General features: G+C 39.2%; 12 protein-coding genes. All 12 read right to left on the reverse strand.

Going from position 1 to position 15,075, the window contains the following annotated elements:
- Positions 1-133 precede the first annotated feature (133 nt).
- Positions 134-1,195: an NAD(P)/FAD-dependent oxidoreductase gene (locus tag RM545_RS01760; RefSeq protein WP_311493548.1), complete on the reverse strand. Its 1,062-nt coding sequence runs from the start codon at positions 1,193-1,195 to the stop codon at positions 134-136.
- Positions 1,188-1,781 (reverse strand): precorrin-2 dehydrogenase/sirohydrochlorin ferrochelatase family protein, encoded by a 594-nt coding sequence (locus tag RM545_RS01765; protein WP_311493549.1) that lies wholly within the window; start codon positions 1,779-1,781, stop codon positions 1,188-1,190. The genes RM545_RS01760 and RM545_RS01765 overlap by 8 nt, the downstream gene beginning before the upstream one ends.
- A 2-nt stretch (positions 1,782-1,783) precedes the next feature.
- Positions 1,784-2,560 carry a uroporphyrinogen-III C-methyltransferase gene (gene cobA, locus RM545_RS01770; RefSeq protein WP_311493550.1) on the reverse strand — a complete coding sequence of 259 codons (777 nt, stop codon included), beginning with the start codon at positions 2,558-2,560 and terminating at the stop codon, positions 1,784-1,786.
- Positions 2,553-4,646 carry a HEPN domain-containing protein gene (locus RM545_RS01775; RefSeq protein WP_311493551.1) on the reverse strand — a complete coding sequence of 698 codons (2,094 nt, stop codon included), beginning with the start codon at positions 4,644-4,646 and terminating at the stop codon, positions 2,553-2,555. Before RM545_RS01775 ends, cobA begins: the two co-directional genes overlap by 8 nt.
- A gap of 183 nt (positions 4,647-4,829) precedes the next feature.
- Positions 4,830-6,074 (reverse strand): sulfate adenylyltransferase subunit 1, encoded by a 1,245-nt coding sequence (locus RM545_RS01780; protein WP_311493552.1) that lies wholly within the window; start codon positions 6,072-6,074, stop codon positions 4,830-4,832.
- A 57-nt stretch (positions 6,075-6,131) separates the two neighbouring features.
- Positions 6,132-7,031, reverse strand: coding sequence for a sulfate adenylyltransferase subunit CysD (gene cysD, locus RM545_RS01785; protein WP_311493554.1), 900 nt, complete (start codon positions 7,029-7,031; stop codon positions 6,132-6,134).
- An 11-nt stretch (positions 7,032-7,042) separates the two neighbouring features.
- Positions 7,043-7,672 (reverse strand): phosphoadenosine phosphosulfate reductase domain-containing protein, encoded by a 630-nt coding sequence (locus RM545_RS01790; protein ID WP_311493556.1) that lies wholly within the window; start codon positions 7,670-7,672, stop codon positions 7,043-7,045.
- A 2-nt stretch (positions 7,673-7,674) separates the two neighbouring features.
- Entirely contained in the window at positions 7,675-7,932 is a 258-nt protein-coding gene (locus RM545_RS01795; protein WP_311493557.1) for a DUF2061 domain-containing protein, read from the reverse strand.
- A gap of 126 nt (positions 7,933-8,058) precedes the next feature.
- Positions 8,059-8,475: an RrF2 family transcriptional regulator gene (locus RM545_RS01800; RefSeq protein ID WP_311493558.1), complete on the reverse strand. Its 417-nt coding sequence runs from the start codon at positions 8,473-8,475 to the stop codon at positions 8,059-8,061.
- A gap of 165 nt (positions 8,476-8,640) precedes the next feature.
- The gene (locus RM545_RS01805) at positions 8,641-9,807 is read right to left on the reverse strand and encodes a trans-sulfuration enzyme family protein (protein WP_311493560.1); all 1,167 of its coding nucleotides are present in this window, start codon (positions 9,805-9,807) and stop codon (positions 8,641-8,643) included.
- A complete protein-coding gene (gene thrA, locus RM545_RS01810) occupies positions 9,807-13,187 on the reverse strand; it encodes a bifunctional aspartate kinase/homoserine dehydrogenase I (RefSeq protein WP_311493562.1) in 3,381 nt (1,126 codons plus the stop codon). The genes RM545_RS01805 and thrA overlap by 1 nt, the downstream gene beginning before the upstream one ends.
- Positions 13,188-13,281: 94 nt before the next feature.
- Positions 13,282-14,559: an O-acetylhomoserine aminocarboxypropyltransferase/cysteine synthase family protein gene (locus tag RM545_RS01815; protein ID WP_311493564.1), complete on the reverse strand. Its 1,278-nt coding sequence runs from the start codon at positions 14,557-14,559 to the stop codon at positions 13,282-13,284.
- Positions 14,560-15,075 lie beyond the last annotated feature (516 nt).

Genomic DNA, 15,075 nt, shown 5'->3' on the forward strand with positions numbered 1-15,075 from the left:
TTAAAAATGCCAATTATCGTCCTGCTGTTTTCTCTCAGATCCTGCTGAATCTTTCAGAATTCGGCACAGCACGAGAAGCAAAAACCTGTGAGACTTTTATATCTCACAGGTTCGAAAAAATACTTCAATTAATTTAACCTATACTTTGTACGACTTCTTTTTTAGCTTCCTTTTTACTTCCGTCAAAGCCCTGAACACCTCCAACAGTAGTATATTTCAGAATATATTTCTTATCCGGAAAAATTCTCTGGTAAGCACTCTGGCACATGATCGCAGCTTCATGAAAACCTGAAAGGATGAGTTTTAATTTTCCTTTATAAGTATTCACATCTCCAATTGCATAAACCCCAGGAATATTGGTTTGATAATCGTAAGAGTTATCGACTTTAATAGCGTTCTTTTCGATCTCCAGACCCCAGTCTCCAATAGGACCAAGTTTTGGCGAAAGTCCGAATAGCGGAATGAAATCATCTACCTCTCTGAATTCTTCTCCCCTTGCGGTATCTTTATGACGAATCACCACTTTTTCAAGTTTATCCTCTCCTCTTAGTCCAACAACCTCAGCATTCGTGATCATTTCAATCTTACCAAGTTTTGCCAGTTCAGAAACCCGTTCTACACTATCTAATGCGCCACGAAATTCTTTTCTTCTGTGAACCAGTGCAACTTCGGCTGCAACATCTGCAAGATAAATCGCCCAGTCTAAGGCAGAATCCCCACCACCTGCAATAACAACTTTTTTATCACGGTAAACTTCAGGATCTTTAATGAAATAAGAAACTCCTTTATCCTCATAGTCGGTGATATTTTCAATAGGTGGCTTTCTTGGTTCGAAAGATCCTAACCCACCTGCAATTGCCACTACGGGAGCATGGTGCTTTGTACCTTTATTGGTAGTGACTATAAAAGTCCCATCGTCCAGTTTCTCCAGAGTTTCTGCACGCTCACCCAGTGTAAATCCAGGTTCGAAAGGTTTTATCTGCTCCATAAGATTTCCTACTAAATCCCCGGCTAAGATTTCCGGAAATGCAGGAATATCATAGATCGGTTTTTTTGGATAAATTTCAGAACACTGTCCGCCAGGTTGTGGCAAAGCATCTATTAGATGTGTTTTCAACTTTAATAGTCCCGCCTCAAAAACGGTAAATAATCCCGTGGGGCCGGCTCCTATTATCAGGATATCTGTCTTAATCATTACTATCTTTTTTAACTTTTAACGATTCGGTTATTGTATTCATCTGTTCCACCTTGGCTTCAAAATCGCCTTTAATGGATTTACGGTACTCATTTAAATTTTCCACCATCTGGTTCACGTTTTCAGGAATTACTTCCTCAAAAAATTCTCTCAGGCGTTTTGCAGTCGTAGGTGACTTTCCATTGGTAGAAATGGCAATTTTCACATGCCCTTTGTTTACAATTCCGCCCATGTAGAAATCACAGAGATCTGGTGTATCGGCAATGTTAGCAAGTAAATAGCGTTTTTTTGCATCTCTGTGAACCCGCTTGTTAAGCTTGGCATCGTTAGTTGCCGCAATTACCACATGCCGTTTTTTTAAATACTTTCTTCTATACCTGCCCTTGATCATTTTTACACCATGCTTCTTTGCAAGTTCTGCCGTTTCTGGCAGGAACTTTTTGGCGACAACTTCAACATTGGCATTTGGACTGGATTTGAGTAAAAAATACAATTTTTCATGACCCACGTTTCCACCGCCCACAACAAGGATATTAAGCTTATTGACCTTTAGGAAAACAGGATATAACTCGTTTCGCTCTTCCATCACTAATTTTTTGGGTTGTTTTCAGGAATTACCTCAAGATTTTCAAAAATCCTGTGCACCTGATTTCTTTCCTTTACCACTTCGCCAATAACAATTATTGCAGGTGCTGTTAACCCTTTTTCAGAAACCACTTCTTCAATAGTCGAAATAGTTCCAAAACCTGACTTTTCATTTACCGTAGTTCCATTCTGAATTACTCCAACGGGCATATCTTCTTTCCCAAAATGACTAAAAATTTCAACAATTTCAGCCAGTTTACTCATTCCCATTAATATCACAACGGTTGCCGTAGATTGTGCTGCCAGGCGTACATCATCAGATAATTTCTTCTGCGTTGTAGTTCCTGTTATCACCCAGAAACTTTCTGAAGTTCCACGTTGCGTGAGCGGAATACCCACACCTGCCGGAACAGATATGGCTGAAGTAATTCCAGAAACCATTTCTATCTCCAGTCCTTTGCTCTTCGCATAATTAATTTCTTCAGAACCTCTTCCAAAGACAAAAGGATCTCCTCCTTTAAGTCTTACCACATGTCCCCGCTCCAACGCATACTTTACAATCAGCTCGTTTATTTCATCCTGGGAGTAACGATGTTTATCTTTGCGTTTCCCCACAAATATATGCTCTGCCTGTGGAGCATATTCCAATAGTTCACGGTTGATTAACGCGTCGTACAGAACCACGTTGGCAGACTCGAGCACTTTTAACGCTTTTAACGTTATCAATTCCGGATCTCCCGGCCCCGCTCCTACTACTGTTAACCTGGATGAATTATGCATGTTGCACCTCCCTTGTTCTATATGCATCTACTCTCTTCAGAAATAAAGACGCATCTTCTAAATATTTCACGGCAAAAGCTTCTGAAGGCTCATGCTCGTTCAACTGATAAGCAAATTCTTTAAAGGAAGTGGAAAGTTCAATTTTTCCTGTTTCCACAAAAAGCTCATCAAATTGGGAAATAATACCTGCCTGTGTATTCGTTTTTACATCATCAGCAATTAATAGAGCTTTAGCCGAATTTACAATAGAGGTGTAGGCATGATAAATACTATCTGCCCAGTCTTTTCTATCAAGCGCGCTTTTTGCATTATCTATTTTCTCTTCGCTCTCAAAAAGAAGCGTTGCGATAAGATCAATCACCACTCCGGCACATTCACCAACTCCAACTGCTTTAATATAAGGTTTTTCATGACCCCAATCAACATATTCATCTTCAGTAAAATTAGAAGTATCGGCAATATCTTTTAGTAAATCATAGAAATACGTTTTCCCCTGGCGATCGTAGTATTGAATAAATCGTTCTTCAGACGTAGCATTCGCTTCAAAATCGTTCAAAAGAATTCGGAAAGCTGCAGGACCTCTTTTACTTGGCACCTTAACTACCTTATCTGCAAAACGTCCCTCTCCATCTCCAAGAGTTCCTCCTCCAAGTAATATCTGAAGTGCAGGAGCTACCGTTTTTCCAATTTTTATAGACATTCCCTGAAAGCCAATTTCAGCCATATTATGCTGCCCACAGGCATTCATACAACCACTAATTTTAATGGTAATATCCCTTCCGTTTACAAACTGCGGATATTCTTCCTTCAGTACATCTTCAAGTACATCTGCAATTCCTGTACTACTGGCGATCCCAAGGTTACAGGTATCTGTTCCCGGGCAGGCCGTAATATCCACTGTTTTATCGTAACCGGTTTCCGCATAACCCAATTTCTTTAATTCCGAATAAAAGAACGGAAGAAACTCTTCGCGTACGTGACGGATCAAAATATCCTGTCTTAAAGTTAACCTAATTTCATTTCCGGCATATTTTTTCACTAAATCTGCAAGTTTTCTTGCACCTCCAGTATAAAAATCTCCTAACGGTACGCGAATACCTACAGCAAATAAACCTTTTTGTTTCTGCGGAAGCACGTTTGTGCTTTTCCAAAGTTCGAAATCTTTCTGATCTTCAATTTCTACTGAAGGAACTTCTACCTCCTTTAAAGGTGGTGCTGCTTCAAACTTTTCTATTTCAATATTCGGCTCTTTTTTGGATAGTGCAGTATTTTGCTCTGCCACCAGTTCCATAAAAGCATCTTTTCCCAAATCCTTTACAAGATATTTCATTCTTGCTTTCATCCTTTTTGCCCGCTCTCCGTAGCGGTCAAAAACACGTAGTACTCCTTCAATAAGGGAAATTATTTTATCTGCTTCTATAAATTCATAAAGCACATCTGCATGTCTGGGCTGAGAACCTAAACCTCCACCAAGCATCACTTTAAATCCGCGTTTTCCATCTTTCATCTTGGCGATAAAGCCCAAATCATGAAGGTAACTCAGCGCAGTATCTCCGTCTGAAGAAGAGAAAGACATTTTAAACTTTCTTCCCATTTCCTGACAAATAGGATTCCGTAGAAAGAACTGAAATGCAGCGTGAGCATAAGGGGAAACATCAAAAGGTTCATTTACGTCTATCCCCGCAGTTGGAGAAGCCGTGATGTTTCTTACCGTATTTCCACAGGCTTCACGAAGTGTTATATCATCTTTTTCCAGTTGGGACCATAATTCCGGGGTGCGGTCAAGGCTCACATAATGAATCTGAATATCCTGCCTGGTAGTTATATGCAACCTCCCCCTGGAATATTCATCAGATACATCAGCAATCCTGTGTAACTGTTCAGACGTAACTTTACCAAACGGAAGTTTTATACGAACCATTTGAACTCCTGCCTGCCTTTGTCCATAAACACCCCGGGCAAGACGTAGACTCCTGAATTTTTCCTCATCGGCTTTACCTTCACGGAACAACCTGATTCTTTTCTCCAGGTCTATAATGTCGTTCTCAACAACAGGATTTTCTATTTCGGTTCTAAAACTTTGCATAATATTGAAAATTTAATTTATCACCTGAAAAACAGGATTTTGATAAAAAAGGCTCTTTTAGTTTTTACGCTTAAAAAGAACCTTTTATAATTGGATGTTATAAAAACGGTCTTCTAAGTATTTGCTGTACAGCGCATACACATAAACTTATAGAATGATGTTTTTTTTAATTTCATTTGATTCTTACTTTATAAAGCCCACTCCGGAAGTTGTATTGGTTTGAGTATCTACAAGAATAAAGCGTCCATTTGCCTTATTTTTTTCAAAGTTATCTGCAAAAATGGACTTACTTAATTTAATGGAAACCTGTCCTATCTCATTAAGCTGAAGTGATGAAGCTTCGCTAATCCCTCCAAAATCTGTAGAAACCTGACCCTCAATTTTGTCAATTTTCGCCATTACTCCGTTAGTATTATGCTGAAGTACATATTTACTTCCTGGTACAAGAGCTTTCCCGTCCATCCAGCAAATAGTAGCATTTAATCGTTTTGACTCTTTCGGCACTTCTGAAGATTTTACCAGCGTATTTCCACGCGCCACATTAATATCATCATTTAAAGTAATGGTTACTGAGCTTCCTGCCGGTGCTTCTTGAAATTTCTCATCAAAAAAGAATATTTCCTTTATAGTTGAAGTTGTTAAAGATGGAAGCACAGTTACCTCATCCCCTACTTTAAGGCTGTTCCCTGTAATTTTTCCTGCATAACCCCTAAAATCGTGATGCTCATCGGTTTTAGGACGAATTACGGTTTGTACAGCAAAACGTGCCTGAGAAGTTTCCTGAAAATCTTCGGCTTTAATATCTTCCAGGTGCTCCAGTACCGTATCACCATTATACCAAGGCATTGCCGTAGATTTTTCAGCAATATTCTCTCCCCAAAGTGCACTTACCGGAATAAATGTCAATTTTTGTTCTTTAAAGTCGCTCTCTTCCTGAAGTTTTCTAAAATCGGCAACAATTTCATTAAACACCTCTTCAGAATAATTTACCAGGTCCATTTTATTTATTGCCACCACTACTTCCTTTACCCGAAGCAGGTTATTGATAAAAAAGTGACGGTACGTCTGTTCGATCACTCCTTTTCTGGCATCAATTAGAATTATTGAAGCCTGAGAAGTCGACGCTCCTGTTACCATATTCCGTGTATATTCAACGTGCCCGGGAGTATCAGCAATAATGTAACTCTTTTTCTTTGTAGAAAAATAAATATGAGCAACATCTATAGTAATCCCCTGTTCCCGTTCTGCAACCAAACCATCTGTAGCCAAAGAAAAATCCAGATAATCCAGACCTTTTTTGCGACTACTTTTATCGATTGCCTCAATTTTATCTGAGGTAAGGGACTGTGTATCGTAAAGCAACCTACCTATAAGTGTACTTTTACCATCGTCTACGCTACCTGCTGTTGCTATTTTTAAAACTTCCATTTTTTCTAAACTCGTTAAATTCTGTTCTTTGCTTGAGATTTTCTTCGGAAACGGTTTCTAAAAGTAACCTTGCTGCTTCCTGGTTTCCATCGCAGCTTCAGAGCGCTTATCATCTATTCTTGCGCCACGTTCAGAAATTGAAGACTCTCTTATTTCCTGAATGATTTTCTGAATAGAATCTGCTTTGGATTCTACCGCCGCTGTACAGGTAATGTCTCCAACTGTTCTGAATCTTACGCTGCGCTTTTCTGTAACCTCATCTTCTTCTTTATATACATATTCTGAAGCAGTCCAGATTAGACCATCCCTCTCGAATATCTCACGCTCATGCGCAAAATAAATAGAAGGAATTTCGATTTTTTCCTGATCGATGTAGTTCCACACGTCAAGCTCTGTCCAGTTAGAAATTGGAAAAACCCTTACGTTCTGTCCAATTTCAATCCTTCCATTTAGCATATCAAATACTTCGGGACGCTGATTCTTCTCGTCCCACTCTCCAAAATCATTTCTTACTGAAAAAATTCGCTCTTTCGCCCTGGCTTTCTCTTCATCTCTTCTTGCACCACCAATACAGGCATCAAATTTAAATTCTTCTATAGCATCAAGAAGAGTATTTGTCTGCAGTCCGTTTCGGCTGGAATATTTACCTTTTTCCTCTATGGACTTACCATTGTCTATATCGTCCTGTACATGACGCACTATCAACTCAAGTCCCAATTCCCTTACCAATCTATCCCGGAATTCTATGGTTTCGGGAAAATTATGACCGGTGTCTATATGCATTAAAGGAAAAGGAATCCTTGCAGGATGAAACGCCTTTTGAGCCAGTCTAACCAGGGTAATAGAATCTTTCCCGCCGGAAAAGAGCAACACCGGGTTTTCAAACTGTGCCACTACCTCTCTAAAGATGTAAATAGCTTCGCTTTCTAAGGTATTTTGATTTAGTATTGAATTCATTTATATATTTTTTAAGCGTGTAAACCACACTCTCTATTGGCTAAAACTTTTGTAGGGTCAAAATACTTAAATTCATTTGGCAGACCATGTTCTTCGAGATAAGCATCCAGCTTCTCGTCGCTCCAATGATAAAACGGACTAACCTTTAACATACCGTCTTTACTGTAGCTAAGGATATCTATACTATTTCTAAAAGAGGTTTGTCCCTTTCTTAAATTGGTAAACCACACGTCTGGCTGTTGCTGCTTCATTGCTCTCTGGAAAGGCTCAAGTTTAACTTGTTTTGTAAAATCGTCGTGTAGAGACGAATTTACATCGGGTATTCCTCCGAAAAGCGCATCCCTGTACGCAGCGGTTTGCTTTGGCGTATAAAGCTTTACATTAAGCTGAAGTGTATCTATAACTTCTTTTGCATGTTTATAGGTTTGCGGAGTATTATACCCGGTATCACACCAAATCACTTTTACAGACGGATCTATTTTAGAACATACATGAAGAATAGCTGCCTCGTAAGGACGAAAATTAGTGGTTACTACAGGTTTTTCAGCATTTGAAATAACCCATTGCACGATTTCAGCCGGAGTAATCCCCTTTAATTGCTGATTAAGCACTTTTAGTTCTTGTTCGTTATACTTTTTCATAACTATTCCTTTCCAAAGTTTATTTTATTCCAGATCCTTTCATGACCAAAATAAAGTATCATTTTTGTAACCAACTCTACAGATCCTATTGCCATAGCTGTCTTTATTTCACCAGTCAAAACCCACGATATTGCTACCGTATCCATTGTTCCTACTATTCTCCAGCTGACGGTTTTTGCAATACTGCGCATCGGTTTTTCTGCAGCCCTGTCTTTTTTGTAACTCTTTTTCGTCTTCGTCTGGTCAAGCAACATAAGCATAGTAATTCTTATTATTCTATTACCCTATCGGGCTACTAGGTTATACTGCAAATGTAAACTTCAATTTTAATTACTCCAACTAATTAGAGCTCTAATTTACAGGATTTAACATTTATTTGTGGGATCCTACTCCTTTACAGCTAAATCGGCTAAAGTATTATCACCCAAAATCTTTAAAGTGCTGTCTCTTACCTGGATCATAAGGGCATGAACAGAACATTTTTCCTCGCTTGGACAATCTGAGCATTTCTCATAATAGTTGAGACTAACACACGGAACCATTGCTATAGGCCCTTCCAACACCCTTATCACTGAAGTCATTTTTATTTCTTCAGGTTCTTTGATTAGATAATAGCCTCCTCCCTTGCCTTTCTTGGCTCCCAGAAAACCTGACTTTCGCAGTTCCAGCAGAATACTTTCCAGAAACTTTTGGGAAATATTCTGACTCCTGGCAATTTCAGAGGTCTGCACCGGTTTATGCTCCGGTTGTTTTGCCATATACGACAATGCTTTTATTCCGTATTTTGTCTTTTTTGAAAGCATAGCGCAAAGATAACTAAATTAAAAAGGTTCGGAGTTTGGAGTTGGTGGTTCGGAATCTTTTACATTTCACTCCCCTAAACACACCTCAACCTGCGCGGCTAGACCTCCTTAAAAAAGATGGGAGCTTTTTGCATCCAACTACAACTCCGAACTCCAGACTGTGAACTACAAACTATTAAGTGCCTGCTTCAAATCAGCAATAATATCATCTACATGTTCAAGTCCTACGGAAACCCTTACAAGACCAGGCGTAATTCCTGCCTCCAGCTGGTCTTCCTCACTTAACTTGCTGTGTGTGGTAGATGCAGGATGCGTCACAATACTACGTGTATCTCCCAAATTTGCACTTCTGGAACATAATTTCACGCTGTCAATAAATATTCTTCCGGCTTCAATCCCGCCTTTTATTTCGAAGGAAATAATATTTCCGCCCAGTTTCATTTGCTTTTTGGCAATTTCATACTGCGGATGTGACTTCAGGAACGGATATTTGACATTTTCAGCATTAGGCTCTTTTTCCAGAAATTCCGCTACTTTTAAAGCATTTTCACAATGTTTGTCAAGCCTTACAGCCAAAGTTTCAAGGCTCTTGGACAGCACCCATGCATTAAATGGTGATAAAGCAGGGCCTGTATTTCGTGAAAAAAGGTAAATTTCCCGGATTAAATCAGGATTACCGACCGTAACCCCCCCTAAAACACGTCCCTGGCCATCAATTAATTTCGTTGCCGAATGGATTACAAGATCTGCTCCAAATTTTATTGGATTTTGCAGGTATGGCGTTGCAAAGCAGTTATCAATGATCAAAATTAGGCTATGCTTTTTGGCAATTTCACCCAACCGCTCTAAATCCAAAATATCGACACCAGGATTTGTAGGAGTTTCAGCAAAAAGAATTTTTGTCTCCGGTTTTACCAGGCTTTCAATTTTGTCAACTTCATTTACATTAAAGTAGCTATGAGAAATATTCCATTTCGGAAAATATTTCGTAAACAAACCATGTGTAGAGCCAAAAACCGATCTTGCTGAAACAACGTGATCGCCACTATTCAGCAATGCGGCAAGCGTTGAAAATACAGCGGCCATACCGGTGGCAAAAGCATATCCGGTTTCTGCACCTTCCATTTTGGCGATTTTGTCGACAAATTCGGAAGTATTGGGATTGGTAAACCTGCTGTAAATATTCCTCTCTTTTTCTTCTGAAAATGAAGCCCTCATATCCTCGGCATCCTCAAATACATAACTGGAAGTTAAATACACTGGTGTGGAATGTTCTAAATGTTGTGAACGTTCCATTTGAGTTCTTACTGCAATAGTTTCAAATTTTTCCATTAAGCTTTTTTTTCTGATAATTTTAATATGTCTCCAAATACACCTCTTGCAGTAACGGCAGCACCGGCACCGGCACCTTGAATCACAATTGGGCGGTCGCCGTAAGATTCGGTATATATCTCAAAAATTGAATCGGCACCCTTCACCTGCCCAAGACTGCTATCTGCTGGAACCGAAACCAGGTTCACTTCCAGCTCACCCTTGTCCTGTTGCAAATCTCCGGAAAGGTCTCCAATATACCGCAAAACATGATTTGGTTCTTGTTGGTCTTTTATCTTTTGATACCTTTCATCCAATTTCACCAAATTTGAAATAAAACTTCCTGCATCGCCGTCTCTTAAATCTTCCGAAACCAGATTCTTAATTTTCACATCTTCAAACTCGTTTTGCAAATCAAGTTCCCTTGCCAAAATAAGTAGTTTTCTGCCCACATCATTTCCATTCAAATCTTCCCTGGGATCAGGTTCTGTAAAGCCTTTATCAATAGCATCTTTAACGACACTGCTAAACGGTCTGTTTTCTGAAGAAAATGTATTGAAGAGATAACTTAACGTTCCCGAAAACACACCTCTTATCCTGGTAATATTTTCTCCGGAAAGATGCAGAATTCTGATCGTATCTATAAGCGGAAGTCCCGCACCTACGTTTGTTTCATAAAGATATCGCTTCTGATTTTTTTCCAAATCTTCCCGCAAACCTTTATAAAAATGCATATCCAAAGTGTTTGCAATTTTATTGGAGGAGATCAGGTCAAATCCATTTTTAACAAGTTTGGAATATTGCTGAACAAAATCCTTACTGGCCGTATTATCAATTGCAATAAGGTTTTCCAGATGATGCAGCCGCGCGTAATCGATAACTTCTGAAACTGAAGATTCTTTTTCTGATGTCTGCAACTTTTCTTTCCAGTCATCAGAAAGACCTTCGGAATCTACCAAAAGCTTTTGGGAATTGGCAACAGCAAAAATATTCAGTTTAATTTTTTTCCGTTCTTCTATTGAAGCAGCCGAATGTAAAATCTGATCAATTAAGGTTCCGCCTACACTTCCATGTCCAAAAATGGCAATATTAATTTTTTTGTAAACCTCAAAAATTTCACCATGAATGACATTCAGTGCTTTATGAAGCTGAGTTCTTTTAACAACGAGGCTTACGTTTTTTCCGGTGACAGTATTGTTGAAAAGCAACGGCACGATCTGATTCCTGATGAGCGCATTATAAGGTTTATGAAAAGTACTCAAGTCCTGCCCCACTATAGATATTACCGAAACATCATCTACAACAGAAATCTTATTCACATCCTTGGAATAAAAGTCACTTTCAAATTCCCTTTCCAGGGCCTTCACTGCGCGACTTGCATTTTGGGCATCCACCACAAGACCTATACCCCTTTCTGAAGATCCCTGGGAAATTATACTGACACTTATTCCACTATCCCCGAGCGCCCGGAAAATTCTGGCATCAATTCCCGATTTTCCTAAAAGTCCGCGGCCTTCCAGATTGAGCAATGAATTATGTTCAAGAACCGATAATGACTTAATTCCTTCTTTCGAAGGTTTAGCGGTAATTAAAGTTCCTTTGTTATCATTATTAAACGTGTTTAAAATCCGTAGCGGAATATTTTTTTCAATTAAAGGAATAATCGTCTTAGCGTGCAAAATTGTAGCTCCGAAATTTGCCAATTCATTCGCTTCACTATAAGAAAGTTCCTCGATACGTTGCGCATTCCTAACTAAATCTGGATTTGCGGTGAAAATTCCGTCTACATGAGTGTAATTCTGCAACTCTTCCGCATCCAGGTAATTTGCCAGTAGTGCCGCAGAATAATTGCTTCCGTTTTTACCTAAAGTGGTAGTATCTCCATTTGATGTTGAACCAATAAAACCAGTAATGACATTCACCGTCTGCCCGTTATGTACTCCAAAGTACTTAAGGAAATTTTCTTTTGAAACCGCTTCCAGAGGCTGGGCATTACCGAATTTATCATCGGTTTTTAAAAGCTTTCGGGCATCTGTGAAACGGGCCTTATGACCCCGTTGCTGCAGCACCTCCGTTATAAATTTGGCTGATATTATTTCCCCCTGGGCAAGCAACTGATCTTTCACCTTTAAGCTGTAATCGCCGAGTAAACGAACTCCTTCAAGTATATTTTCTATATTTTTAAATTCTTCTGAAAAGTCCAGAGCATCATAACCGCCAATCTGGTATTTTTTGAATTTCCTCAAGGCATCGCTGTAATCCTGATTTGAAGCAGCCATTTCCAACAAGTCTTCAAGTTGGCTGGTTGTCTTCCCTCTTGCAGAAACTACCACCCCTATTCGCTCCTCCTTTTCAATTTTATCCTCAATAATATTCAGAACTGCTTTGATTCCATTTCCATTAGACAAAGATTTACCGCCAAATTTGACAATTTTCAGCTTATTTCCCTGCTGAAAAATTCCTGCTATGATCTGCTCTACCTGCCTGGATTCTATTAAAAAAGCATCATGACCATGAACAGAATGGATTTCGCTGTAGGTAACTTTGTTGCTACTTTGTGCGAGCTGTCGGTGCGTTTCCCTATTTTCTTCAGCAGTAAAAAATAAATCTGAATCTACTCCGATAATAGTAATATTCCCTTCGATTCGCTCCAGAATTTTATCTAATTCGGGTCTGCCGCGGGCAACATCTATAGTTTTTAATAATTGATTCATCAACTTGTAAGCTCCAATCTGGAATCGCTCCTGGAGTTTATTACCATGATGTAACAACCAGCTTTCTACATTAAAGACCTGCAGCTCTTCATTCGTACTACGCTTAAAACGGGATTTGAAAGATTCTGGTGTGCGGTAACACAACATTGCGTGCATTCTCGCATCATGCACAGGATTACTGGAATTATTAAGAAAAAGTTCCTGAACCTGGCAATTGGCAATTAGCCAGTCGGTAGATTTCCAGTCGGTAGCAATAGGTATTAAATTTTGAGTAATAGAGGGATTAATCGCAGCCATTTCCCAGGCGATACCACCTCCAAGTGAACCTCCAATTAAGGCAAACAATTTTGCGATTTTCAATTCTTCCAGACCCAAAAGAAAGATTTCCGCGATATCCCGTGCGACAAAATCTTTATAATTTTCTATAATAAAGCCGTCATAGCCATTCCCGGGAATATTGAAAGAAAGGATAGTATATTTATTAGTATCTATACATTTTTCCTCACCAACAAGATCTTTCCACCAACCCTCATCTCCGGCCACGTTCGAATTTCCGGTAAGTGCATGGTTAATCATTACAACCGGAGCTGTATCTAAAGGCTGACCAAAAATTTCGTAAGAAAGTTTAATATCCTGAAGCTTTCCGGCGGAATTCTTAAAATTTGCTATGTGAATTTCCTCTAGCATTTTCTTTCCTTTTTTTGAAAGAATGAGGGAAAGAACATTTGAAACGCTCTTTCCCCTTACCTTCCAACCAACAAATTAATTAAAACAGTGTCTCTTACTTAATTTTTGAAAAAGCTTCTTTTAAATCAGATTTAAGATCCTCTATATCTTCCAGACCTACAGATAACCTTATTAAATCCTGTGTTACACCTGTAGAAGCCTGTTGTTTCTCATCCAGCTGCTGGTGCGTGGTACTTGCAGGATGAATAATAAGAGATTTTGTATCTCCAATATTTGCGAGAAGCGAAAATATTTTTGTTTCATCTGCTACTGTTTGTGCAGAATCAAAACCTCCTTTTACTCCAAAAGTAACTAAACCACTTTGGCCTTCTGGAAGATATTTTTGTGCCAACTCATAGTATTTGCTTTCCTCCAGCCCAGGATAATTTACCCAGGTAACCTCTTCCTGTTGCTGAAGCCATTTTGCCAGTTCCAGTGCACTTTCACTGTGTTGTTTTATTCTGACCTTTAATGTTTCCAGCCCCTGAAGTATCTGAAATGCATTAAACGGACTCAGTGCTGCGCCGTGATCACGCAATCCTTCAATTCGCACTTTAGCAATAAATGCTGCTTCCTCCAGTGCGTCGTGATAAACCAGCCCGTGATAACCCGGAGAAGGTTCAGTAAATTCAGGAAATTTACCATTAGCCCAATTGAATTTGCCGGCGTCTATGATCACGCCCCCAAGCGCAGTTCCGTTACCATTAATATATTTTGTGAGTGAGTGAATAACAATGTCAGCGCCATGCTCAATAGGTTTTACCAGGTAAGAAGTAGCCACTGTGTTGTCTACGATAAAAGGCACCCCGAGCGCTTTAGCTTCCTTAGAAATAGCTTTAAGATCTAAAACATCCAGCTTTGGGTTTCCTAAAGACTCTACAAAAATAGCTCTCGTATTTTCCTTTGCTGCTTTTTTAAAGTTTTCAGGATTGGCGGGATCCACAAAAGTGGTATTAATTCCCAGCCTTGGCAATGTTACGCTTAACAGGTTATATGTACCACCATAGAGGCTACTGGAAGCCACGATATGGTCTCCGGTTTTTAAAAGGGTAAGAAGCGTAGTATTAATAGCTGCCGTTCCAGAAGCTGTCACAACACCGGCAATTCCGCCGTCCAGCGCAGCAAGTCGCTGTTCTAAAACATCGTTTGTAGGATTATTGATCCTGGTATAAATGTAACCTGGTTCTGACAGTGAAAATAAGTCGGCAGCATGTTTGGAATTCTTAAATACGTAGGAGGTAGATTGATAAATAGGAACTGCGCGTGTCCCTCCATTAGCGGTTACATCGTGTCCTGCGTGAAGTGCGTTGGTGGCAAATTTTTGTGTACTCATAATTTCTATTTTTATATAATTCTGTTCGTTGGCGTTAAGTTAAAAAAAGTCCCCCAGGTTAGCTATTACCAGGGGGACTCCGAATTGAACTATATAAACTAAATTATATTTCCGAGTTTTGGTAATAGCGTTTCATGTGACACATTCGCATCATCATCATTTCTCGTACCACTAGTTTTTGAATTGCCATATTACTTTTTCCTGCTTTAATCTTCAAGTCCTGTTCTAAAACCTTTTTCCGAATGACTGCAATAAAAAAGCCGCTGCGATTGGCAGCGGCTTTTGCAAATATCTTTTCAGTTTATGCAATAAAGTACGCTGCGGAAGGTTTCCACATCATACACATCATCATGTTGCAATTAAACTGTTTCATTGTTTGTTATTCTCTAAGGCAAATATAACCACACAAAATTCTATTTTCCAAATTAATTATTATTTTTTTGGGATTCTCAGTAAGGATATGATAAATTCTGAAATTGGCAATAAAAAGATTGTTCGTCTGTAAAAATTACAAAA

Origin of the sequence: Autumnicola lenta, assembly GCF_031846515.1 — a bacterium.
Taxonomy (GTDB): Bacteria; Bacteroidota; Bacteroidia; order Flavobacteriales; family Flavobacteriaceae; genus Autumnicola; species Autumnicola lenta.